Here is a 22,569-nt window from a genome sequence, read left to right as displayed (position 1 = left end):
CGGGACCCCTACCCTGTTGCCTGACGGTTCGTTTGGGACTGGATGCAGGATCGGGGGAACCTGTGGACGTACGCGTGGATGTCCGTGGCACGGACGGCGCCGGCGGCACCGCCGCCGACGAGACGCGATCACTGCTCGCCTGGCTCACCGAGGCGGACGAACTGCGCGGCAGAGTCAGTCCCCAGGAGGGACCACCGGTGCCCGGCACGCTGGGCCCGGTCCTGGACGGCCTGGTGGTCGCGCTCGGCTCCGGCGGCACGGTCACCGGACTCACCACCGCCCTGGTGGCCTGGATCCGCAGCCGGCACAGCAACGTCACCGTCAAGGCGACCCGGCCCGACGGCGCCTCGCTGGAGATCTCCACGAAGCTCGTCGGGCCGATGACCGCCCAGGAACTGCGCACCTTCGTGACCGACACCTCCTGGATCCTGGAGAACGGCCGGGAAGCGGACGGCGGCGCGTTATGACCACCAGGTCCGCCGAGTCACCGACCCTCCCCACGCCCGGCACCGCGCTGGCGTCCTCCGGCGCCCGGGTGCTGCTCATCGGCACCGGCACCCACCACGGCCCCACGCTGACCTCCGTACCCGCGGTGCCCCGCAGCGTGGAAGCCCTGGCGGCCACCCTGACCGAACGCTGCGGGGTGACCCCCGACCGGCTGCGCACGCTCATCGACCCGGCGGACGCCCGCACGATGGCCCTGGCCGTCGCCGACGCGGCGCAGGAGGCCGAGAGCACCCTGCTCGTGTACTACGTGGGACACGGCCTCATCGGCCCCGGCGACGAGTTGTACCTCGCCGCGAGCGCCACCGACCGGCTGACCCCGGGCCTCGCCGCACACCAGGCCCTCTCGTTCTCGGCCCTGCGCGAGGCGCTCACCCTGTGCCGCGCCGCGTCCGTGATCGTCATCCTGGACTGCTGCTTCTCCGGACGTGCCCGGCTGGGCAACGGCACGCCCCAGCCCGCGGCCTTCAGCCTGCCCGCCGGACACGGGATGTACTTGCTGGGATCCGCCGAGCAGCTGGCGCTGGCCCCCGACGACGCCGAACACACCGCCCTCACCGGCGAGTTGATCACCCTCCTGCGAGACGGCGATCCCCGCGCACCGCGCCTGCTCACCCTGGACGACGTCTACGACCACCTGTTCCGCGCGTTACGTGCCCGCGGCGGGCCGCTGCCGCGCCGCCAGGCCGGCGACCGCTCGGGCGGGCTGGTCCTCGCCGTCAACGCGGCCGCACCGACGACGGACGAGCCGGACGCCACCGCGGCCGAGGAGCCCGCGCCGGGTCCCTGCCCGTACCCGGGCCTCGACGCGTTCACCGTGGACGACGCCGAGTTCTTCCACGGCCGGGAGAAGCTGGTCGACGAACTGCTCCACGGCTGCCTCCAGGCAGTCCAGCAGGGCCGGCCACTGGCGGTGGTCGGGCCGTCCGGCGCCGGCAAGACCTCCCTGCTGCACGCCGGACTCCTCGCGGCGTTACGGGCCGGAACCCCGCTGCTCCCCGGCTCGGCCGCCTGGCCCGGCCTAGTCCTCACCCCCGGCGAGCACCCTCTCCACAGCCTGACCACCGCCCTGCGGGGTGACACCGTCCTGTCGGCCGAGGACCCGAAAGCCGCCGTCGGCTGGGCCCACGACCTCGTTCCGGACCGGCGGCGCCTCGTGCTGGTGGTGGACCAGCTGGAAGAGCTGTTCACCCTCTGCCGCAGCCGGGCCGAACGCACCGCGTTCCTCGCCGCGTTGACGGCCCTGGCCGAGGCCGGGACGCTCGTCGTCGCCGCCCTGCGCGCCGACTTCTACGGCCACGCCCAGGCCCTGCCCGAGCTGGACGCGGTGCTGCGGGCCAACCAGGTGCTCGTCAGCCCGATGCAGCAGGAGGAGCTGAGGGCCGCGATCGAGCGCCCGGCCGGTGCCGTCGGCCTGGAACTCGACGAGGGCCTCGCGGACCTGCTCATCCACGAACTGGGCGCCGCCCGGCTGACCCGGTCCCAGACCGGCACCCTGCCACTGCTCTCCCATGCACTCTGGTCCACCTGGCGACACCGGCAGGGGAGACGGCTGACCGTCGCGGGCTACCGCGAGAGCGGGGGCATCGACGAAGCCATCAAACAGACCGCCGACGACACCTACGACCACCTCGACGACGCGGGCCGCGCCGCCGCCCGCCGCATGCTGCCGCGTCTCGTGCACATCGACGACGACGCCCCGGACACAAGCCGCCCCGTCGACCGGACCGTACTGCTGGACGGCCTGCCGGACCCGGCGGCGGCCGAGCGGGCCCTGAACCAACTGGCCGCGGCACGGCTGCTGGTCCTCGACGAGCGGACGGTCCGCATCAGCCACAACGCCCTGCTGCACGCCTGGCCCCGGTTGCGGGAGTGGATCGACGCGGACCGGGACTGGCTGCGTGCGCGGCAGCAGGTCGCCGTCGACGCCGCCGTCTGGTGGGAGGCGGACCGGCATCCCTCGCTGCTCTATCGGGGCCCCCGGCTCGCCGCCACCCGTGAACGCCTGAAGGGCGCGGGTCTGACCGCTGCCGCCGAGGGCAAGGGACATGCCGGTGAACTCGAACCACGGCTCGCGGAGTTCCTGAACCAGTCGTGGCGTCAGGAACGGCGCGGGGTACGCATCCGCAGGGCTGTGATCGCCTGTATGTGTGTGCTGACGCTGCTGGCAGGGGCGGGCGGAGGCCTGGCCTGGTGGTCGGGGCAGAAGGAGGCGGCTCAGCGTCGGCAGGCTGTCGCACGGCTGGTCGCCGCGGAGGCGGACGCGCTGCGGGCAAGCCGCCCCGGGCTGGCCAAGCAGCTCAGCGTCGTCGCGAACAGGCTGGACCCGGGGGCCGCCACGGCTTCCATGATCGCAGCCATGGAGCAGCCGGGCGTCTTCATGGCCGACGCCCCCGCCGGCGACATCTCCCTGGACGCCCGAGGCGACCGGATGGCCATCTCGACCGGCTCTGATGTCGTCCTGTGGGACACGGCCCACGGCCAGGGGAAGTTGGGGAACCTGGGCCAGATGCGCACCGGTGCGGTGGCACTCAGCCCCGACGGACGGCTCGTGGCCGTCGTACGGACGGGCAGCACGGCAAGTGGGTCATGGGGGCTGTGGGATGTCACCGCACCGGGGACCCCGCACCGCATCGCCGTCCCCGAGCGGCAACAGGTCAAGACCCTGTCTCTGACGATCAGCCCCGACGGCCGCACACTCGCTCTCGGCCGCGTAGACGGAACCATCCAACTGTGGGACATTGCCCACCGGTCCGCCCCACACCCGCTGCGCACCCTGCGCGGCCACACCGGGGATGTCGACTCACTCGCCTTCGCACCGTCCGGGCGACTCCTGGCCAGCGCCGGCAGTGACGGCAAGGTACGGCTGTGGGACATGACGGACCAGCAGCGCACCTCTGCGTCAGCGGTCGTCCCCGGTCTCAAGCTGGGCTCCGACACCTACACCCTGACCGGAAGGCCGCTGCACCGGGTGGCGTTCAGCCCGGACGGTCGGCTGCTCGCCGGGCCGGGCGACGGGAAGGAGATCTCCGTCCGTCTGTGGCAGCTGCGGGACCGGGGGCAGCCGGTATCGGCGGGTACCGCGGAGGACAAGTGGGCGACCGACTGCGAGTCGACCTTGGCCTCCGCCGCGTTCAGCCCAGACGGAAAGGTCCTGGCCACCGCCTGTAAAAGCACCACCTATCTCTGGAGCGTCAACTCACATCCCCGCCTGCGACAGGCCGCACAGCTGCAAGTCGCCGCAGACATCGACGGGAAGGCCGGTCCGGCTCTCTTCACGCCACGTGGCCACCGGTTGCTGCGGGCCACGGGTCGCGGAGTCCTGCTGTGGTACGTGGAGAACACCGCGCGGCCCACCGCCGCGGCCAGTTTCGGCGAGTCCCCGTCAGGCTTCCAGACGACCACGACGTTTAGCGGTGGCTCCAAGCGGCTGTTGGTCATTCACGGTGCCAACGGCGGTGCCCTGTGGGACCTGACCGGTGCGGCGACGCTCCACAAGAGTCTGGCTCTGCTGCCGGGCAGCGGCGACATTGGAGCGGAGGGAGCCGCCTTCAGCCCGGACGGGAAGATCCTCGCCCTCAGCGAGCAGAGCGGAAACAAGCATGTCGTCCGGTTGCGGGACACCCGCCGGTCCGGCGCACCCGTCGTCGCCACCATCAAAGACTTCGCCTACGGCGTCGAGGACATCTCCTTCAGCGCGGACGGACGCCTGTTGGCCGTGGTCGACAACAACGACTATCACGCCTCCCGGAGCCAGACCCCCTCGGTCAGGATGTTCGACGTCACCACCGTCTCGCACCCCCGGCAGACCGCATCCATGAAGGGTGACGTCTACCGCGTCACCTTCGCCCCGAAGGGCCGGCTCCTGGTCGCCAACACCGCTGACAGGCTGCTCTCCTGGACCGTGGCCGACCCACGGCATCCGATGTCCCAGCCGACCCGGTGGCTCACTCGGGGCTCCGGTGTGTCGGAGTCCGCCTTCCGCCCCGACGGCAAACTGCTCGCCGTCACCGACAGCGAGGACACCACGCGCCTCTGGCCGGTCAAGGACGGCCGGATCACGGACGCCCCGCACTACCCGGTCGTGATGCGCACAGTCGGCTCGACAGGAGGACTCGCCTTCAGCCCCGACGGCAGGACCCTCGCCTGGGGAAGCGCCGGGGACCTGGACGCTGCCAGCGGGGAGGTCAAGGCTCACATCGAATTGTGGGACGTCAGCCACCCGCGGACTCCGCTCTACGAGGGCGCGTTCGCCTTCGACGCCGGGGGCCTCGGAGGCTTCGGGGGCCTGTCGTACAGCACTCAGGGGAAGCCCCTGCTGGCCGCTGCCGGATCGACCGTCGACGTCTGGTCCACCAACCCCCAGGACCTGAAGTACCTGATCTGCAAGAGCAACGGCGACGTGATCACCCAGGACGAATGGAAGGCCTACGTCCCCGGCGAGCCCTACAACCCGCCCTGTCACTGACTCCCCCTGCCTTAAACCAAATTGGTGTGTATCGATCAGGCAACGAATCTCGCCTTCCCCTGGGTGACGCGCGTAGAAACCTTGTCATGCATAAATCACTGCGGATCGCGGCGATCACTGCCGCCTGCGCGCTCGCCGGTGGCGCCCTGTACGGCGCCGGCGCGGCCACGGCCGGTCAGTCGACGGCGAACTCGACCCACGAGCCCTACAACATCGGGCTCCTGGTCAAGGACATCGACACCTACTACGGCACCACCGCCGACGCCAACGGCGTCTACCAGGCGTCCCCGGACAGCCCGTACGCCCAGGACCTGGCGGAGATCGACGCCAGCGCCAAGCACTACATCGACAAGGCGGCGCGCAAGGCGCACCGCCACGGCGAGAAGCCGGCCGTCGTCTTCGACATCGACGACACGCTGCTGCTCAGCCTCGACTACGAGAAGCGCTACAACTACACGTACAACCCGACCACTTGGGCCGACTACGTGAACAAGGCCAGCCGTCCGGCCGTGTTCGGCAGCCCGGAGCTGGTCCAGTACGCCGAGTCCAAGGGCGTCGAAGTCTTCTACAACTCCGGTCTCAGCGAGGCTCAGCGCAGCGCCGCCGTCGAGAACCTGAAGAAGATCGGCGCCGATGTGAACCTCGACGCCGACCACATGTTCCTCAAGGACAAGGCCAACCCGCCGGCCTACCTGGGCGACTGCGCCACGCCGGGCACCTGGACCTGCACGACGGTGCAGTACAAGTCCGGTACTCGCGCGCACATCGAGGACGACCTGGGGTACGAGATCATCGCCAACTTCGGCGACCAGTACTCGGACCTGGAGGGCGGCTACGCCGACCGTACCTACAAGCTGCCGAACCCGACCTACTTCGTCTCCTGACGGTCATCCATAGGTCCTGAGCAGCCGCTCGTACTCGGCCCCCGTCACCGGCACAACCGTGCCGTGGCGGGGGCTGGCGGGCAGCGCGTAGTCCGTGGACAGGGTCCACTTGCCCGAGGCGAGGTCGGTGGTCTCGAAGGGTACGTAGCCGCGCAGGCCGTACTCGTCGATGAACAGGTACCACTTCTTCTCGGTGTTGGATCGGAACACGGTCGGCCCCTCGCCCCGCTGGACGGAGCCGCTGCCGATGCAGTCGGAGACGAAGTCGTACGACGTGTCGGTCAGGTTCCGCGACTTCTCCGCCGTGATGAACTTCGAGCAGGGCGAGCTGGAGCCGGGGTCCCGCTCGTCCTTGGTGAAGCGGTAGTACGTCCCCTTGTCCTTGATCACCGTCGAGTCGATGACCGAGTAGCCCGGGTCGTCCCAGACCTTCGGCTCGCTGAAGGTGCGGAAGTCCCTGGTCGTCGCGTAGAGCATCCGGTTGTACGTCGAGCCAGTGTGGCCGGGGTCGTCCGCGGCGTACAGCTTCGACGCCCAGAAGACCACGTACTCGTGCAGCCGGTCGTCCCAGTAGGCCTCCGGGGCCCAGGTGTTGCCCGCGTTGTCCGGAGCCACCTCCACCAGCCGCTGGTCGGTCCAGTGCACCAGGTCGGTGGACTCCCAGACCATGACGGACCTGCTGCCGTGCCGCTGGACGTAGTCCCAGCTGCCGCTGCTGTTCTGGTACATCCGCAGGTCGGTGGCGATCAGATAGAACCGGTCGCCCTTGGGGGAGCGGATCACGAACGGATCGCGCAGCCCCTTCTCGCCGATGGTCGACGTCAGCACCGGCTTGCCCGCGTTCAGCTCCCGCCAGTGCAGCGGGTCGTTGCCCTGGCTGAGGGCGTAACGGATCTGTTCGCCGTCGGCGGTGCCCTCGCCGGTGAAGTAGGCGAAGAGGTAGCCCGCGTACTTGGGGTGCCGCGACTGCGCGGAGCCCGGCGGGGCGGTCAGCAGGGTGAGAAAGAGGGCGGCCAGGAGGGGGACCAGCAGGGTTCTGGTTCTGGGGCGCATGGCAGTCCTGTGTGGGTTTGGGGATTTCTGTTGATCGGTGCGCGCTCTCGGAGTGTGGCCAGTGGGGAACAGTGCGTCAATCGATGTGCGGGCGAGAGGGGCAGCCGAAAGTTTCGGTTGTTTTCGCGCGGGGCGCGGCAACCTGTTCCGGCCACGGCGGCGACTGGATTGCGTCTCAACTCCCTAGGAAAGGAACGGCCAGTGCGGCAGAGCACTGGACGTCACCGCAGGACACGCACCCTCTCGATTGCCGCCGCGGTGGCCGTGGCCGCGGGGGCCGGCGGCGTCTGCCTCGGCCTGTCGAACGGCGGTGCCCAGGCCGCCACGACCACGGTCACCGTCTCCACCACCGCCCAGCTGGAGTCGGCCGTCAGGAACGCCACCGCCGGTACCGTCATCCAGGTGCGGGGCGGCACCTACTACCCGACCGCCACCCTCAAGTCCACGGCCAGCGGCACCGGTTCGAACCGCATCACGCTCCAGGCGTATGGCAGCGAGAAGGTGAAGATCGACGGCTCCAAACTCCCCGCGGGCTCCTGGCTTGCCGGGATCTACGGCAGCTATTGGACCGTGCAGAACCTCACCTTCCAGCAGTCCCCGGCCCAGGGCTTCGTCGTCACCTCCTCCACCGGAGGCGTCTTCAGGAACCTGGTCACCGCGAACAACGGCGACTCCGGGTTCACCCTGCGCGGCGACAACACCGTGAACAACCTCGTCCAGAACCTGGACAGTTACGGAAACTACGACGCCTCGGGGCACGGCCAGAACGCCGACGGCATCGCCGTCAAGTTCGGCTCCGGCACCGGCAACAGGGTCACCGGCGCCCGTCTGTACAACAACTCTGACGACGGCATCGACCTGTGGCAGTTCTCCTCGCCGGTCACCATCGAGCACAGCTGGGCCTTCGGCAACGGCAAGAACCGGTGGGGCGACTCCGCCTTCGAGGGCAACGGCAACGGGTTCAAGCTGGGCGGGGAGGTGTCGCGGTCGCCCATGTGGTCAACAACGACGCGGCCTGGGACAACTCGCTCAACGGGTTCACCGAGAACTCCAACACCGGAGCGATCGTGCTGAACCGGAACACCGCGTACCCGAACGCCGAGGCCGGTTTCTACTTCGCCACCGGTAAGGCACGGCTCGCCCGCAACCTGGCCGTGAGCAACAAGGGCGGGCTGGACAAGCTGAGCGCGAAGACCGTCTCCGCCGCGAACAACTGGGACAGCGGGGTCTCCACGCCGGCCTTCAGGTCGACCGATGCGACAACCGCGTACGGCTCCCGGAAGTCGGACGGCTCACTGCCCACGACGACCTTCCTCACCACGGGCTCGACCACCATCGGTTCCACGATGAACTAGTTGCTCCGCTGACCCACGCCGACGGAAACCCACATGCGCGGGCCGCACGGCCCGCGCTACCGTTCTGCCTCGTGCAGGTGCGCAGGTAGCGGCTACTTCTCCTGTCAAGAGCGTGACGCGGGTTCGAATCCCGCCGCCGGCCTCGTGCCGGTGTCGTCCAGCGGCCCAGGACGCGTACGTCGGCGCAGCCGACCTTGATCTCTGCACACCGGTCACGAGCCGCCCGCCACGGGGATTTCAGGCGGGCGGCTTCGTCATGTCCGGTCAGGCGACCAGGGCGCCGGTGCGGGCCGCGAACTCGCGGACGCCCTCGATCCGGGTCGGCCCGTACAGCAGACCGGCCGTCAGCGCCCGCAGCGCGGGTCGGCGAACCTCCTGCGGAGCCTCCTGCTCGACCCGGCGCAGTGCGGCGAACGTCTGCTTGCTGTCCCCGAGTGCGTTCCACATGCGGGCGACGTCGGTCCACGCCCGTGCCCGCCGCTCCGCCGTCGGCATGCGGTCCACGTTCAGCCGGGCCGCGACCTTAACCGCCTCGTCCGGCGTGCCGAGGGCGTTGAGCACGCTGATCCGGTAGGCGTCGACCTGGGTTCGCGTGGCCTCCACGGTGAACAGGCCCGGCACGGCCGGATGCCGCTCCATCTCCTGCTCGGCCTCGTCCAGCAGCGACAGGGCCGTCGACCGGTCCCGGCCGGTCGCCGCCGAGTACGCGCCGGTCAGCAGCAGCGTCGTCCGCACCGCGCCGGTGTGGTCATGGGAGGCGTCCAGGTCCTCGGCCTCTTTGGTGAGCAGGTGCACCGCGGCCGTCGAGCGGCCCGAGCGGCGCATCGCGATCGCCAGCTGCCGCGAGGCCTCCCCGACAGCCACCGGGATGCCGCTGCAGCGCGCCGCCGCCAGCGCCCGGTCGGCCGCCACCCACGCCGCATCGGAGTGCTGCTTCGTGGCCAGCTCGGCGGCGAGCACGTAACTGCGGGCCAACGCCAGGTCCGCCTCCTGACGGATCCAGCCCGTCGAGGCGTCCCGCGTCGCGGTCGCCGACGCGATCAGGCCGGGCAGCACCTGCCCGAGACGGGCGTACTGGGTGGCGCAGTAGTCCCGGCGCGCGGCAGCGATCTGCTCCACCAGCTGGGGTAGCGGCATCGGCTCCGCCTGCGGCAGCCGGAACAGCGCCACGTCCAGATTGACCGGCGCGGCAGCGGCGGAGGCTGGGCTGGCGCCGACGACGGCTGTCGCCCCCGCTGCCACTACTCCCGTCAGCAGCTCCCTACGACGCACCTCGTCCTCCTCGTCCGACCGGCAACCTCCGGCCACCGTAGCGAGATTGGTCATGCCGGGTACGGCAGACGCACGCAGCTGCTCGGGTGCGATCCGCAAGAACGCGGCGAACTTCAGCAGGGTCGGGTAGTCGATGCGCAGCTTGCCCGACTCGATGCGGGACACGGCCGACGCCGAATAGCCGCAAGCCTTGCCTACCTGGGCCTGCGTGTACCGCGCGGCGCAGCGCGCCCCGCGTAACAGAGCGCCGATCTCAGCATCCGCGCCCATGGGCGCCTCCTCGGACCCGGGATGGGGTGGTGCAGAACCTACCGACGCGGCACGCGGTGTTGGGAGGGCGCGCGGATGCACACCGTATGCCGGATCCGCACACCGCTTGCCGATGCCCGCCCGCCCGCTCCGCACCGGTCTTGCGGGCCGCCATGGTGAGGACCGCACCCGGCAACCGCTGGGCGTCTCCACGACCGGTCCCCCCAACTGCGGCACACCCATGCCGCCGGCCGGTCATCCTCACCGGAGGCAACACATGAAGCTGTTGGTTACCGGCGGCGCCGGTTTCATCGGCTCCCACTTCGTCAGGCGCATGCTCGGCGCCGACGACATCGAGCAGGTCACCGTGCTTGACGCGCTGACGTACGCGGGCAGCAGGGGCAACCTCGGGCAGGCGTTCCTCAGCCCGAAGCTGGACTTCGTCGTCGGCGACATCTGCGACGCCGCCCTGGTGGACGACCTCATGGCCCGGCACACCGCGGCCGTCCACTTCGCCGCCGAGTCCCACGTCGACCGCTCGTTCACGACCGCCGGAACGTTCGTCACCACGAACGTCATCGGCACACAAACCCTCGCGGACGCTGCCATGCGGCACGGCATCGCCAAGTTCGTGCACGTCTCCACGGACGAGGTGTATGGGCCGCTCCTGGAAGGCGCGGCCACCGAGGACTATCCGCTGCGCCCGACCGTCCCCTACGCCGCGTCGAAGGCCGCCAGCGACCTGATCGCCCTCAGCTACTGGCAGACGTACGGGGCGCCCGTCTGCGTCACCCGCTCCTCGAACAACTTCGGGCCCTGCCAGCACCCCGAGAAGATCATCCCACTGTTCGTGACCGGCCTCCTGCGCGGTGAGCAGGTCACCCTCCACGACCAGGGCCAGCACATGCGCAACTGGCTCCACGTCGAGGACAACTGCGCCGGCATCGAACTCGTCCTGCGGTCCGGCGTGCCCGGCGAGGTCTACAACATCGGCGGCGGCACCGACCTGTCCAGTAAAGACCTGACAGGGGAGCTGCTGCGGATCTGCGGCGCCGGCTGGGGCCGGGTCACCTACATCCCGGACCGGCTGTCCAACGACCTCCGGTACGCCATGGACTGGGGCAAGCTCGCCGCCCTCGGCTACAAGCCCGTCCGCGACTTCCAGGCCGGGCTGGAAGAGACCGCCGACTGGTACCGGCGCAACGCCGACCGGTGGGCGCCGCTCTCCCGCAGCCCGCTGCCCGCCATGCCCTCCCCGCGCACCGCCCCGACACCCGCGAAGGGGCGACAGCATGCCTGACCAGACCCCGCGCCGGATCGTCGTGACCGGCGTCGGCGCCAACCCAGGCTTAGGCCTGGCCCGTAGCCTCCTTCGGCTCGGCCATCGGGTCGTCGCCGTCGACGCCAACCCCCTCGCCCCCGGCTTCTTCCTGGGCGATGTCTCGCCGTACGTCGTCCCGCTCGCTGAGGACCCCGACTATCCGGAGGCGATCGTCGGGCTGTGCCGCGCGCTGGCCGTCGATGCGATCGTGGCTGGCATCGAGAGCGACCTGTCGCCGCTGCTCGGCCTGCGGCCCCGCTTGGAAGCCGACGGCATACGCCTGTGGCTGCCGGACGACGAGTCGGTGTACGACTGCATCGACAAGGCCCGCTTCCACCAGGTCCTGACCGAGCATGGCATCCCGACGCCGCGCACCTGGGACCCCGAAGAGTTCGACCGGGTGCCGTCCGGCGTCGAGCTGGTCGTCAAGCCGCGAGGCGGCCACGGCGCCCAGGGCGTGCACATGGTGACGTCCCGACGGCACGCCCGCGTGCTGTGCGAGTTGGTTCCCGCCGCGATCGTGCAGGAACGCGTCTACGGCACCGAGTTCACCGCCGACTGCCTCGTGGATCGCGACGGGCAGGCCTCTGTGATCCTGCGCCGCCGCGATCTGGTCAAGGCCGGCTGCGTGGCCGTCTCCACGACGTTCGAGGACCAGGCCGTCCGCGACCTGATCGTGAAGACGCTGCAGGCCGTACGCGCGCAGGGCCTGTGCTGCGTGCAGGGGTTCATCACCGACAACGGGGTCACCATCACCGAGCTGAACGTCCGTGTGGCCGGAGGGTTCGCGCTCACCGAGGCAGCCGGCGCGGACCTCGTCGACCAGATGGTGCGCGGCCTGTTCGGCCAGCCCGTCGACCACGACCAGCTGACCTACCGCACCGGCGTGTTTCTGACCAACTACCTGGAGACGCTGCGCGTCGGCGACGTCGCCGAGCTGGAGGTCGCCGCAGCCCCGAAGGGAGCCACCGCATGACCACCACCGTCAGGCTCGACGCCGGGCGCAACGCCTCCCCGTACCTGTACGGCGAGGAGGCCGTCGCGGTGGCCCGCGTACTGGAGGCCGGCCAGTACGGGCACACCGACGTCACCGAGGAGTTCGAGCGCCGCATCGCCTCGTTCCTGGGCGTCCGTGACGCCGTCGCCGTCATGTCCGGCACCGCGGCCCTGCACACGGCACTGCTCGCCGCCGAGGTCGGCTCCGGTCACGAGGTGGTCGTGCCGTCCATGACGTTCTGCGCGACCGTCCAGGCGATCCTCGCTGTCGGCGCCACCCCGGTCTTCGTGGATATTGACCCGGCCACGCTGTGTGCGACCGACCAGCTCGTCATGGACGCCGTCACCGACCGCACGCGCGCCGTCATGCCGGTCCTGTTCGGGGGCCGAGCCATCGACCTCACCCCCATCCGTCCGGAGCTGGCTGAGCGGCGCATCGCCGTGATCGAGGACGCCGCGCACGCCTTCGGCTCCCTGGGCGGCGCCCGCCGTGTCGGCGCGTCCGGAGACCTGACCTGCTTCAGCTTCGGCCCGATCAAGAACCTCACCTGCGGCCAAGGCGGCATCCTCATCCCCCGCGACCCGCACGACGCTGCCACCATCCGCCGGATCCGGATGCTCGGCGTCGTCCAGTCCCAGGCCGAACGCGCCAAGACCACCGCCTACGGCGTGGAGGGCTTCGGCCTGCGCTACCAGATGTCCGGCATCAACGCCGCCATCGGCCTGGCCCAGCTCGACCACTTCGAGAAGGCCGAGACGACCCGCCGCATCCTGTGGCGCGCGTACCGGCGCGCGCTCGCCGGCCTGGACGGCGTGACCCTGGTCGACGTCGATCCCGACCGCTCCGTTCCGCACCTGTGCCAGGTCCTCGTCTCGCACCGCGACGAGGTGCACGCGCGGATGACGACCCGCGGTATCGGTGTCGGCGTCCACTACCCGCCCAACCACCTGCAGCCCGCCTTTGCCGAGTGGAGGCGCGACTTGCCCGCCACCGAGCAGGCCGGCCGCGAGATCCTCTCGCTGCCGTTCCACCAGCACCTCACCGAGAACGACATCGACCGGGTCGTCACCGTTCTCGGCCAGGCTCTCAAGACCGGGGGAGCCGGATCGTGCGCAAGGTCCTGACCGTCTGCCTCGGCAATCACTGCCGGTCGCCGTTCGCCGCGCTCGCCCTCGCCCGGCGGGGCGCCGCCGAGCTGGAGGTCCGCTCGGCCGGGCTGATCGGGAAGTGGGAAGGCGAGCCCGCCAACGAGGCGATGGTCGCGGCCGCTCGGCGGCTCGGCCTCGACCTCACCGCCCACCACGCGCAGCAGATCACCCTGGAGGTACTCGACTGGGCGGACATCGTCCTCGCGATGGACACGGCCGTCCTCGAAACGCTCCGGGCGATCTGCGGCGAGAAGAACGCGGAGAAGCTCGCGCTCTACCTGAACGACCGTGACGTCCCCGACCCGATGGGCAAGGACCAGGCGGTGTTCAACGACTGCGCCCTCCTCATCGAGGCAGGGACGGCTCTCCACGTCGGCCGGCCTGACCGGTGACCGGCTGACCCGCCGCGGCCGACAGGATCTCGTCCACGAGCCTGTCCGCCGCGTCCGGACGGCCGTACGCACGGGCCCGCTCCGCCATACCCCACCGCATGTGGGTATCGGCCAGGAGCGGGCCCACTGCTTCCTGCAGCCGGGCCGCCGTCACCTCGCCGGTGAGCGCCACCGCCGCGCCTGCCTGCTCCAAGTGCCGCGCATTGTGCACCTGCTCGTTCCCGGCCGACGACGCCAGCGGTACGAACACGGCAGGCTTGCCCAGCGCGGTCAGCTCCGCCAGCGTCCCCGCCCCGCTCCGCGAGACCACGACGTCGGCCAGGGCCAGGACGTCGGGCAGCTCGCCGCTGACGAACCCAGCCAGGTGGTAGCGGCCTGCCAACTCGGGCGGCAGCCCGGCCGCCCGCGCCCGCAGGCCCTCCTCGTTGGCCGGGCCGCACTGGTGGATGACGTTCGCGAACTGCAGCAGCCACGGCAGGGCCTCGCCGACCAGTTCGTTGATCTGCTGCGAGCCCTGCGCGCCGCCGGTGACATACACCGTCGGCAGCTGCCGGTCGAAGCCCCACAGGCCCAGAGCCTGGACAGCCCTGTCCGCGTGTCCGGACAACACTTCCGGCCGCACCGGGTTGCCCGTCACCACGGCCACCGACCGCGCCGACTCCGACAGCAGCTCCAACGTCGACTCCGACGACACGCAGATCCGCGCCGCCGACGCCGCCAGCTTCCGATTTGCCAACCCGAGCCGCACCGTCTGCTCGTGCAGCACGAGCGGCCGGTGGCACATCCGCGCCGCCAGCCCGGCCGGAACCGCCACATAGCCGCCCGTCGCCAGCACCACATCCGGCCGGAATTGGTCGATGGCCCGCCGCGCCTGCAGCACACCGAGCGGCACCCGGGCCATGTCCCGCACGTTCGCCGGCGACGCCAGCTTGATCGGGTTCTTCGAGCGGCGGATCTTGCCGGTCGCCACCGTGGTGAAGGCGATGCCCTCGGCCGGGGCGACGCGCGCCTCCAGGCCGTCAGCCGTTCCGATCCACAGAGTCTCGAGGGCCCGGCCCTCACCGCCGAGCCGGGCCTGCAGAGTGCGCACCGCGGTCAGCGCGGGATACGTGTGTCCACCAGTCCCGCCGCCCGTGACGACGAGACGGAAAGGGGCGCTGTGCATCGGGCCGCTCCTCGGCGAAACGGAGATCAGACGAGCCGCCACAGTAGCGGCTGCAGGACGCCGCTTCGCCCGCCGCGCGAGAATCCACGCCACGCGTCGGCCCGCCAGGACATGAGAGAGCCGTGCGCTTCCTGGTTGCCGCTGGCGAGCGAAGGGTTGCCGCCCGTTTCAAGATTTTTACGAGTCGCCCGCGCCGTCCGTGTGCGCCGCGAAGTCGCCGCCCACCGCGCGCTGCGTGCCGTCCGCCGTGGCCTTGACCGTGTAGCTGTCGTCCTTCGCGTCCCGGCCGCCGCGCTCGTGGTTGTACTGCCCGGCGAACACCCACTCGCCCTTGGGGACCGTACGGCCCTCCTTGAGCACCCACGTGTAGACCAGGAAGCCGTCCTGCTCGCCGACGGTCAGGGTGAAGTCCTGCTCCGGCAGCGAGCGCCAGGCGCCGGCCGAGCCGACCCCGCCGGTCTGCGCGACCTTCAGCTGCACGGTGAGGGAGGTGAGTTGCTCGCTCGTCTTGAGCGTGACATTGCTCTGCGCCCAGAAGTCGTTGCTGTGCGGGTCCACCGAGCCGTCCGACCACAGCGAGCCGTCCGTCTCGCCGTCGGCCGACGGCACCACGGGGGTCGAGGCGGAGGGCGTCGAGGAGGGGGAACCGCTCGGCCGGCGCGTCTTCGGCGCCCTGCTCGGCGCCGGGTTCACCGGCGGAACCGGCGCCCGGCTCGTCGCGTCCGGCGAGGGCGTGGGCGTCGGTGAGACCGCGACCGTCTGCTGCGGGGGAGTGGTGTTGTCCTTGACCGCGGACGCCACCGCGTACCCGCCGACCGCGAGGACTCCGGCGACCGCCGCGGTGGCGCTGACCACGCGCACCCAGCCGAACACGGGCGGGCGCGTGGCCCGGTGGTCGGGGCGGGTCTGCGCGGCCATGCCCCGCTCGATGCGGGCCAGGATGCGCGCGCGGTCGGGTTCGTGGGCCTCGGCCGCCTCGTGCAGCCGGGCGCGCAGCTCGTCGTGCACGTCCTGCTGCCTCATCGGTTCTTTCCTCCGCTCTCGCCGCCGCGCGCCATGGCCGCGTGCACCCGCTGCGGAACGCGCTGGGTGCCGAGCAGGCGCTGCAGTTCGGCCATGCCCTTGGACGTCTGGCTCTTAACCGTACCCACCGACACCCCGAGGGCGAGCGCGGTGTCCTTTTCCGACAGGTCGAACGCGTGCCGAAGTACCACACATGCGCGTTTGCGGAAGGGCAGGCGACGCAGCGCCGACTGCACGTCCACCACGCCCGCGACGTCCGGGTTCTCGGTCTGCTCCTCTCGGTGCGACCAGAACAGCGCGATCCGGCGCCGCTCGCGCACCGCGCTGCGGATCCGGGTGCGGGCCAGGTTGGCGACCACGCCCCGCGCGTACGCCACCGGATGGTCGGCCGCGCGCACCCGGTCCCAGCGGTGCCACAGCGCCAGCAGCGCGTCCGCGGCCAGGTCGTCGGCGGCATCGGCCTCGCCGGTCAACAGGTGGGCGAGACGGGAGAGTGCGGCGTAGTGCTGCTCGAAGAAGGCATGGAACTCCACGGAGGCGGCGTCGTCGACGACTGAGCCCACGGGTGACCTCTTCTCGGTGCAGCTCTGTGAGTGTCATGTGAATGACATGCGAACGTCCGGCGGAGCCCCGGATGGAGATCCGGAAGCGTAGCAGTGACCGCTTTCTGTCAGTCGTACGGGGGGTCGGACACCGTGTGGCACACCGAACCCGATTCCGTAACACGTTGAAAACCTGAAACGGGTTCAACGTGGGAACAATCCAGCCAGCATCCGCACACGCTCATCAGGCAACGAGGAGTACGACCATGTCCGAGACGCAGAAGGTGGACCAGCGGCCGGATGCCGCGCCACCTGCCGGGAACAGCGTCGACCGGTACTTCAGAATCTCCGAGCGGGGATCGACCTTCGGCCGGGAGATACGCGGCGGCTTCGCCACGTTCTTCACCATGGCCTACATCCTTGTCCTGAATCCGATCATCCTGGGCAGCGCCAAGGACAAGTTCGGCCACTCCCTCGACACCGGCCAACTCGTCACCGCCACCGCGCTGGTGGCCTGTGTGATGACGATCATCATGGGCGTCGGCGGCAACCTCCCGCTCGCGATCGCCGCCGGCCTCGGCCTCAATGCCGTCGTCGCCTTCCAACTCGCCCCGCTGATGAGCTGGTCCGACGCGATGGGCCTGGTCGTCCTCGAAGGACTCGTGATCTGCCTGCTGGTCCTCACCGGGCTCCGGGAAGCGATCATGAACGCGATCCCGCAGCAGCTGAAGCAGGCCATCGGCGTCGGCATCGGCCTGTTCATCGCCTTCATCGGGTTCGTCGACGCCGGGTTCGTCAGCCGCATCCCGGACGTCGCGCACACCACCGTCCCGGTGCAGCTCGGCGCCGTCGGCCGCCTCACCGGCTGGCCCGTCCTGGTCTTCTGTCTGGGCGTCCTGCTGACTATCGCGCTGCTCGCCCGCAAGGTGAAGGGCGCGATCCTCATCAGCATCGTGACGATGACCGTCGTCGCGATCGTCATCAACGCCGTCGCCGACATCAAGAGCTGGGGCCTGACCACCCCGAAGGTCCCGGACAAGATCGTCGCCGCCCCGGACTTCGGGCTGGTCGGTCACTTCAGCCTGTTCGGCGGCTTCGCCAAGGCCGGCGTCCTCACCGCCGTGCTGCTGGTCTTCACCCTCATCCTGTCCGACTTCTTCGACGCCATGGGCACCATCGTCGGCATCAGCGCGGAGGCCGGACTCCTCGACGAGAAGGGCCAGGTGCCCGGCATCGGCCGCGTGCTGTTCATCGACGGTGCCGCAGCCGTCGCCGGTGGTGTCGGCTCCGCCTCCTCCAACACCGCCTACATCGAGTCCGCGGCCGGTGTCGGCGAGGGCGCCCGCACCGGCTTCGCCAACCTGGTCACCGGCGGCCTCTTCGGCCTCGCGCTCTTCCTCACCCCGCTGCTGACGATCGTCCCGCTGCAGGCGGCGGCGCCCGCGCTGATCGCGGTGGGCTTCCTGATGATGACCCACGTCAAGCACATCGACTGGGACAAGTACGAGATCGCCATCCCGGCGTTCCTCACCATCGCCGCGATGCCGTTCACCTACTCGATAACCGACGGCATCGGCGCGGGCTTCCTGTCCTACGTGGTCATCAAGACGGTCCTCGGCAAGGCGAAGGAGGTCAACTGGCTGCTGTGGGGCGTCTCGGTGCTGTTCCTGGTCTACTTCGCGATCGATCCGGTGGAGCAGATCCTGGGCGTGAAGTAAGGCAGAGAAGCAAGGCAGAGGGGGCGGTTGTGCCGAGCCGCCCCCTCCCGTCGGCTACTTGAGTGCCGCCTGCATCATCGCCTTCGCCACCGGCGCCGCCAGCCCGTTGCCGCTCACCTCGGACCGAGCCGCATCCGACTGCTCCACCATCACCGCGACGGCAACCTCCTTGCCGCTGCTGTCCGACTTGCCGTACGACGTGAACCAGGCGTACGGCGTCTTGCTGTTGTTCTCGCCGTGCTGGGCGGTACCGGTCTTGCCGCCGACGGTCACCCCGTCGATCAGCGCGTTCGTACCGGTGCCGTCCTTCACCACCGTCTCCATCGCCGACTGCAACTGCTCGGCGGTGGAGGAGCTGACGATCTCCTCGGTGTCCGCGCTGTCGTCGTAGTCCTTCAACACATCACCGCCGCTGTCGGTGATCTGCGAGACCATGTGCGGCGAGACCAGCTTGCCGCCGTTGGCTATGGCTGCGGACACCATGGCCATCTGGAGCGGGGTGGCGGTGACGTCGAACTGGCCGATGCCCGACAGGGCCGTCTGCGCCTTGTCCATGTTCGAGGGGTAGATGCTGGCGTAGGCCCGCACCGGCACGTCCCGCTCGTCGTCGTTGAAGCCGAACTTCTCGGCCATCGCCTTCACCTTGTCCTGGCCGAGGTCGACGGCCATCTTGCCGAAGACGTTGTTGCAGGAGAAGCGCAGGGCGACCCGGATCGACGCGTCCTCGCACGGGGCCGACTTGTTCTCGTTCTCCAGGTCCCGTGTGGTGCCCGGCAGGGTGTACGGGTCCGGGCTGTCGGTGCGGTCGTCCACGTTCTTGTACAGCCCGTCCTCCAGCGCGGCGGCCGCCACGACCAGCTTGAACGTCGAGCCGGGCGGCAGCGGCTGGCGCAGTGCCCGGTTGGTGAGCGGCTTGTCCTTGTCCGCGTTGAGCTTCTTCCAGGCCGCCCCGGCCGTGTTCGCGTCGGTGAGCCGCGCGGGGTCGTACGACGGCGTCGACACCACGGCGAGGATCTTGCCGGTCTTCGGGTCGATGGCGACGGCCGCGCCCTTGTTGTCGCCGAGCGCGTCGTACGCCGCCTTCTGTACGGCCGGGTCGATCGTGGTGAGTACCTCGCCCGGGTCGGCACGCTTCCCGGTGACCGTGTCCATCACGGTCTTGAGCCGGTTGTCCGTGCCGTTGAGGAGGTCCTTGTAGATGCCCTCCAGCTGGGTCGGGGCGTAGGCCTGCGAGGCGTATCCCGTCACCGCCGCGTACAGCTCGCCGTTCTTGTACGTCCGTTTGTACGCGAGATCGCTCCCCTTCGTCCGCACCGAGCCGGTGATGGCGTTCCCGGCCACGATGATGTTGCCGAGCGGGTGTGAGTACGTCTCGATGACGTTCCGCCGGTTGTCGTTGTCGTCCGCGAGGGCCTTGCCGTCGTAGAACTGCACCCAGGTCGCCCTGATCAGCAGGGCGAGCACGAGCAGCAGCGCGAAGACGGACGCCCGCCTGATCGTCTTGTTCATCCCGCTCGTGTAGACGATCGAGACGGGGTGATCGTTCCCGTACGTCCCGTTTTCTCATCGCACGTTCAGAAAACCGGCCTCGTACGCGGCGATCACCGCCTGCGTCCGGTCCCGGGCACCCGTCTTGGCGAGCACCGCAGCGACGTGCGACTTGACGGTGGCGGGGCCGACGTCCATGCGCCGGGCGATCTCCGCGTTGGTCAGCCCGGCGGCCATGTGCCGCAGCACCTCGCTCTCCCGCCCGGTGAGCCTGCTCACCCACGCCGGGGGTGCGGGCGCCGTGCGCGCGTGCTCGGCCGCGAGGGCGCGTACGGCCGACGGGAACAGCAGGCTGTCGGTGCGCGCGACCAGCCGTACCGCCTGGACGAGCGCGTCGGCGTCCGCCCGCTTCAGCAGGAACCCGGCGGCTCCGGCGCGCAGCGCGTCGTACACGTAGGAGTCGTTCTCGAAGGTGGTCACGACCACCACCCGGGGTGGCTCGTCGAGGGTGGCGAGGATCTGCTCGGTGGCCCGTATGCCGTCGACCTCCGGCATACGGACGTCCATGAGGACCACGTCGGGGCGCAGCTCCCGGACCACGGACACCGCCTCGGCGCCGGTCGCCGCCTCGCCGACCACCTCCAGGCCGGGCTCGGCGGAGAGGATGGCGCGCAGGGCGGTGCGGACCATGCGCTCGTCGTCGGCGAGGACGATCCGGATGGCGGGCCGGGTCATGTCCGCCCTTTCGTCGGTCACGTGGATCCCTTCAGCGGCAGTCGGACGTGCAGGTGCCAGGTGTCCCCGGACGCGCCCGCCCGGGAGGTGCCGCCGAGCAGTCGTACCCGGTCGGCGATGCCGCGCAGGCCGTGGCCGCCGCCGGGGCGGGGAGCGGGGCAGGCGCCGAGGGGGTTCTCGACGGAGATGTCCAGGTGGCCGTCGACGGTGGCGATGCGCAGGGCGACCGGTTCGCCGGCGTGCTTGAGGGCGTTGCTCAGGCCCTCCTGGACGATCCGGTACGCCTCCCGGGAGACCAGCGGGGGAAGCACGGCGGTGCCGGTGTCGACGGTGGCCGTCACGCGCTGCCCGGCCGCGCGGGTCCGGCGCAGCAGCCCGTCCAGGTCGGCCGCGAGGGTCGGGGCGGGGGCGGTGCCCGGTGCGTCGCCGTCCCGCAACACGCCCAGTACGGCGTCGAGTTCGCCGACCGTGCGCCGGGTGGTGTCCTCGATGGCGGCCAGCGCCTCGCGGACGAACTCCGGGTCGGTGTCGAGGACGCGGCGGGCGGCGCTCGCCTGGAGGGTGACGGCGCTCAGCGCGTGTCCGACGGAGTCGTGCAGCTCGCGGGCGAGCCGGTTGCGTACGGCGAGGTCGGCGGCGCGGGCCTCGGCCGCGGCGAGCCGGTCCGCGGGGGTGGGCCCGAGCAGGGCGGGCGCCCAGCGGGCGAGCACGGCCCCGCAGGCGGCGGCGCAGGCGGCGAGGGCGATCAGCATGGCCAGGCCCGCGACCGGGCAGAGCGCCAACGCCCAGCCGTGGTCGAAGACTTCGGGTGTGCCGAGCCGGGTGTCGCGCAGTCCCTGGAACAGGGGCAGCAGCATGAGGAACACCGCGAACGGCGGTACGGCCAGCGACATCCCGGAGAGGATCCCGCCGAGGCCCAGGTGCAGTGTGAGCCAGGCGGCCGTACGCCCCCGTTCGGACCGCGTCCGGGCCGGGCCGTGGGCGAGGGCGTCCCCCTCGATGCCGCACAGGGCGCGGCAGGCGCCGGCCTCCAGCGGGCGGGTCAGCGGAAACAGCGAGGTCACGGTGGCGATCGGCAACCCGACCGCGAACGAGCCGAGTTGCAGGGGCAGGGACCCGAACACGTCGTCCACGCCGGTGAGCGGGCCGACGATCACCGAGCCGACGAGGACGTACGGCATGGCGAGCGCGCCGCCGAGGATCAGATGGATCCAGCGGCGGCGCGCCCGTCGGCCGAAGAGGAAGCTCAACGCCTCGGTCACCGTGGGGCCCTGGCCGACCGGTCCGCGAAGTGGTGGGCGGCGACGGTCGCCACGAGCAGGCCGACGATCATCTGCACAGCGTAGGTGAGGCTCATCGCCGGTGTCGGGCGGTCGGCGAGATCGTGGGAGGTCACCAGGGCGCCGAGCGCCATCCAGCCGCCCCAGCAGGCGACCGCCCCGGAGCCGACCCAGGCCAGGGCGAGCGGCACGGTGACCGGCAGGGCGCGGCCGCGGCGGAAGGCGAGCTGCCAGGCGCCGGTGACGGCGGCGGCGAGGAACCCGACGTAGACGACCTCCATGAGCCGGCCGCCGTTCGTGCCCCGCCCGGCCGTGAACCCGCAGGCCCACAGCAGCCGCAGCGTGCCCGGGACGAGTGCGAGCAGCGCCGCAGTCACGGCGGTCGTCCGCTGCGCGGCCGCCGTGCCGTGCGCGGGCAGCTCCCACACCCGCCCCCGCCACAGGTGGCCCCACCGCTCGCGGGCGTAGTCGACGAACAGCACCCCGAGAGCGAGCCCCTGCACGATGAACCCCCCGTACACGACCCCGAACACCCAGCCGTCGAGGAACGGCCGGTCGTCACCGCTGTCCGTGCCCCCGTGCACGACCAGTTGCAGCGGAAAGCCCACCATGATCGGCGCGAGCAGCCCCGTGGCGACCCACATCGGCACCGCGAGCACCCAGGCCGGCACCCGCCGCCCCCACGCCTGGGTCAGCAACAGCGCCAGCACGATGACGGCGGCGTCCATGAGCACGGTGAGCCCGTTGGCCAGCGCCATGACCATCCGGTGCTCCAGCAGCGGACTCCCGTCCGGGATACCGAGATGACTCCCGCAGATCCAGGCGAGCTTGAGGGACAGGTAGGGCAGGCAGGAGACGATGGTCACGAGCCGCAGCACGGGGCGCAGCCGCAGGCCGGTGACAGCGGCAGTGGTCGAGGAAGTCATGCCTCAACGCTCCCGCGCCCACGGTCCGGCCCACTTCCTGCGTGACGAC

16 protein-coding genes, 1 tRNA gene and 2 pseudogenes are annotated in these 22,569 nt (G+C 70.7%); 10 read left to right on the top strand and 9 right to left on the bottom strand.

Translation table 11 applies throughout. The features are described from left to right. Window positions 1-62 precede the first annotated feature (62 nt). The 3 genes from ACFYZZ_RS35925 (at window position 63) to ACFYZZ_RS35915 (ending at window position 5,856) form a co-directional block, all read left to right on the top strand. Window positions 63-467 carry a hypothetical protein gene (locus ACFYZZ_RS35925; protein ID WP_389185335.1) on the top strand — a complete coding sequence of 135 codons (405 nt, stop codon included), beginning with the start codon at window positions 63-65 and terminating at the stop codon, window positions 465-467. Further along, entirely contained in the window at window positions 464-4,972 is a 4,509-nt protein-coding gene (locus tag ACFYZZ_RS35920; protein WP_389185332.1) for a hypothetical protein, read from the top strand. Before ACFYZZ_RS35925 ends, ACFYZZ_RS35920 begins: the two co-directional genes overlap by 4 nt. A gap of 86 nt (window positions 4,973-5,058) precedes the next feature. Beyond that, window positions 5,059-5,856, top strand: coding sequence for an HAD family acid phosphatase (locus ACFYZZ_RS35915; RefSeq protein WP_389185329.1), 798 nt, complete (start codon window positions 5,059-5,061; stop codon window positions 5,854-5,856). Between the two features lie 9 nt (window positions 5,857-5,865). On the opposite strand, the pseudogene ACFYZZ_RS35910 reads toward ACFYZZ_RS35915, so the two are convergent. Further along, window positions 5,866-6,909: pseudogene (locus ACFYZZ_RS35910) on the bottom strand (glycoside hydrolase family 43 protein); the annotation flags it as partial. A 201-nt stretch (window positions 6,910-7,110) separates the two neighbouring features. Between ACFYZZ_RS35910 and ACFYZZ_RS35905 the strand changes: the two are divergent. After that, window positions 7,111-8,264: pseudogene (locus ACFYZZ_RS35905) on the top strand (right-handed parallel beta-helix repeat-containing protein). A 73-nt stretch (window positions 8,265-8,337) separates the two neighbouring features. Further along, window positions 8,338-8,406, top strand: a tRNA-Ser gene (locus ACFYZZ_RS35900). 122 nt (window positions 8,407-8,528) lie between these two features. On the opposite strand, the gene ACFYZZ_RS35895 is transcribed toward ACFYZZ_RS35900, so the two are convergent. After that, on the bottom strand, window positions 8,529-9,806 hold the full coding sequence (locus ACFYZZ_RS35895) for a helix-turn-helix domain-containing protein (RefSeq protein ID WP_389185326.1): 1,278 nt from the start codon (window positions 9,804-9,806) through the stop codon (window positions 8,529-8,531). Between the two features lie 256 nt (window positions 9,807-10,062). On the opposite strand from ACFYZZ_RS35895, the gene ACFYZZ_RS35890 reads away from it, so the two are divergent. Genes ACFYZZ_RS35890 through ACFYZZ_RS35875 form a run of 4 tightly spaced genes read left to right on the top strand, consistent with a single transcriptional unit; the run spans window position 10,063 to window position 13,643 of the window. Continuing rightward, a complete protein-coding gene (locus ACFYZZ_RS35890) occupies window positions 10,063-11,085 on the top strand; it encodes a dTDP-glucose 4,6-dehydratase (protein WP_389185324.1) in 1,023 nt (340 codons plus the stop codon). After that, window positions 11,078-12,082 carry an ATP-grasp domain-containing protein gene (locus tag ACFYZZ_RS35885; protein ID WP_389185321.1) on the top strand — a complete coding sequence of 335 codons (1,005 nt, stop codon included), beginning with the start codon at window positions 11,078-11,080 and terminating at the stop codon, window positions 12,080-12,082. Before ACFYZZ_RS35890 ends, ACFYZZ_RS35885 begins: the two co-directional genes overlap by 8 nt. Beyond that, window positions 12,079-13,227 (top strand): DegT/DnrJ/EryC1/StrS family aminotransferase, encoded by a 1,149-nt coding sequence (locus ACFYZZ_RS35880; RefSeq protein ID WP_389185318.1) that lies wholly within the window; start codon window positions 12,079-12,081, stop codon window positions 13,225-13,227. The genes ACFYZZ_RS35885 and ACFYZZ_RS35880 overlap by 4 nt, the downstream gene beginning before the upstream one ends. Further along, complete coding sequence (locus tag ACFYZZ_RS35875) at window positions 13,212-13,643, top strand: low molecular weight phosphotyrosine protein phosphatase (protein WP_389185315.1); 432 nt, start codon at window positions 13,212-13,214, stop codon at window positions 13,641-13,643. The genes ACFYZZ_RS35880 and ACFYZZ_RS35875 overlap by 16 nt, the downstream gene beginning before the upstream one ends. Here the strand turns inward: ACFYZZ_RS35875 and ACFYZZ_RS35870 are convergent. From ACFYZZ_RS35870 to ACFYZZ_RS35860, 3 genes are all read right to left on the bottom strand, one after another. Continuing rightward, window positions 13,597-14,808 (bottom strand): glycosyltransferase, encoded by a 1,212-nt coding sequence (locus tag ACFYZZ_RS35870; RefSeq protein ID WP_389185312.1) that lies wholly within the window; start codon window positions 14,806-14,808, stop codon window positions 13,597-13,599. The genes ACFYZZ_RS35875 and ACFYZZ_RS35870 overlap by 47 nt on opposite strands. A gap of 177 nt (window positions 14,809-14,985) precedes the next feature. Continuing rightward, on the bottom strand, window positions 14,986-15,831 hold the full coding sequence (locus tag ACFYZZ_RS35865; RefSeq protein WP_389185309.1) for a hypothetical protein: 846 nt from the start codon (window positions 15,829-15,831) through the stop codon (window positions 14,986-14,988). Then, window positions 15,828-16,394, bottom strand: coding sequence for a SigE family RNA polymerase sigma factor (locus tag ACFYZZ_RS35860; RefSeq protein ID WP_389185306.1), 567 nt, complete (start codon window positions 16,392-16,394; stop codon window positions 15,828-15,830). Before ACFYZZ_RS35860 ends, ACFYZZ_RS35865 begins: the two co-directional genes overlap by 4 nt. Window positions 16,395-16,639: 245 nt before the next feature. On the opposite strand from ACFYZZ_RS35860, the gene ACFYZZ_RS35855 reads away from it, so the two are divergent. Next, a complete protein-coding gene (locus tag ACFYZZ_RS35855) occupies window positions 16,640-18,091 on the top strand; it encodes an NCS2 family permease (RefSeq protein WP_389185303.1) in 1,452 nt (483 codons plus the stop codon). 54 nt (window positions 18,092-18,145) lie between these two features. Here ACFYZZ_RS35855 and ACFYZZ_RS35850 read toward each other — a convergent pair whose 3' ends face one another. The 4 genes from ACFYZZ_RS35850 to ACFYZZ_RS35835 are packed head-to-tail and all read right to left on the bottom strand — an operon-like array spanning window position 18,146 to window position 22,520. After that, complete coding sequence (locus ACFYZZ_RS35850) at window positions 18,146-19,600, bottom strand: peptidoglycan D,D-transpeptidase FtsI family protein (protein ID WP_389185300.1); 1,455 nt, start codon at window positions 19,598-19,600, stop codon at window positions 18,146-18,148. A 54-nt stretch (window positions 19,601-19,654) separates the two neighbouring features. After that, window positions 19,655-20,314: a response regulator gene (locus ACFYZZ_RS35845; protein WP_389185756.1), complete on the bottom strand. Its 660-nt coding sequence runs from the start codon at window positions 20,312-20,314 to the stop codon at window positions 19,655-19,657. Window positions 20,315-20,331: 17 nt separating this feature from the next. Continuing rightward, window positions 20,332-21,576, bottom strand: coding sequence for a sensor histidine kinase (locus tag ACFYZZ_RS35840; protein ID WP_389185297.1), 1,245 nt, complete (start codon window positions 21,574-21,576; stop codon window positions 20,332-20,334). Next, window positions 21,573-22,520: a hypothetical protein gene (locus ACFYZZ_RS35835; RefSeq protein ID WP_389185294.1), complete on the bottom strand. Its 948-nt coding sequence runs from the start codon at window positions 22,518-22,520 to the stop codon at window positions 21,573-21,575. Before ACFYZZ_RS35835 ends, ACFYZZ_RS35840 begins: the two co-directional genes overlap by 4 nt. Window positions 22,521-22,569 lie beyond the last annotated feature (49 nt).

The sequence above is a fragment of the Streptomyces sp. NPDC001816 genome, assembly GCF_042892235.1.
GTDB lineage: Bacteria > Actinomycetota > Actinomycetes > Streptomycetales > Streptomycetaceae > Streptomyces.
The sequence above is the reverse complement of the archived record's forward strand: the minus strand, read 5'-3'. Positions and strand labels throughout refer to the sequence as shown.

Coding starts and splice junctions, on each gene's coding strand:
- ACFYZZ_RS35920 (WP_389185332.1), top strand. CDS start 464: ATGACCACCAGGTCCGCCGAGTCACCGACCCTCCCCACGCCCGGCACC.
- ACFYZZ_RS35915 (WP_389185329.1), top strand. CDS start 5,059: ATGCATAAATCACTGCGGATCGCGGCGATCACTGCCGCCTGCGCGCTC.
- ACFYZZ_RS35895 (WP_389185326.1), bottom strand. CDS start 9,806: ATGGGCGCGGATGCTGAGATCGGCGCTCTGTTACGCGGGGCGCGCTGC.
- ACFYZZ_RS35890 (WP_389185324.1), top strand. CDS start 10,063: ATGAAGCTGTTGGTTACCGGCGGCGCCGGTTTCATCGGCTCCCACTTC.
- ACFYZZ_RS35885 (WP_389185321.1), top strand. CDS start 11,078: ATGCCTGACCAGACCCCGCGCCGGATCGTCGTGACCGGCGTCGGCGCC.
- ACFYZZ_RS35880 (WP_389185318.1), top strand. CDS start 12,079: ATGACCACCACCGTCAGGCTCGACGCCGGGCGCAACGCCTCCCCGTAC.
- ACFYZZ_RS35870 (WP_389185312.1), bottom strand. CDS start 14,808: ATGCACAGCGCCCCTTTCCGTCTCGTCGTCACGGGCGGCGGGACTGGT.
- ACFYZZ_RS35865 (WP_389185309.1), bottom strand. CDS start 15,831: ATGAGGCAGCAGGACGTGCACGACGAGCTGCGCGCCCGGCTGCACGAG.
- ACFYZZ_RS35855 (WP_389185303.1), top strand. CDS start 16,640: ATGTCCGAGACGCAGAAGGTGGACCAGCGGCCGGATGCCGCGCCACCT.
- ACFYZZ_RS35850 (WP_389185300.1), bottom strand. CDS start 19,600: ATGAACAAGACGATCAGGCGGGCGTCCGTCTTCGCGCTGCTGCTCGTG.
- ACFYZZ_RS35845 (WP_389185756.1), bottom strand. CDS start 20,314: ATGACCCGGCCCGCCATCCGGATCGTCCTCGCCGACGACGAGCGCATG.
- ACFYZZ_RS35835 (WP_389185294.1), bottom strand. CDS start 22,520: ATGACTTCCTCGACCACTGCCGCTGTCACCGGCCTGCGGCTGCGCCCC.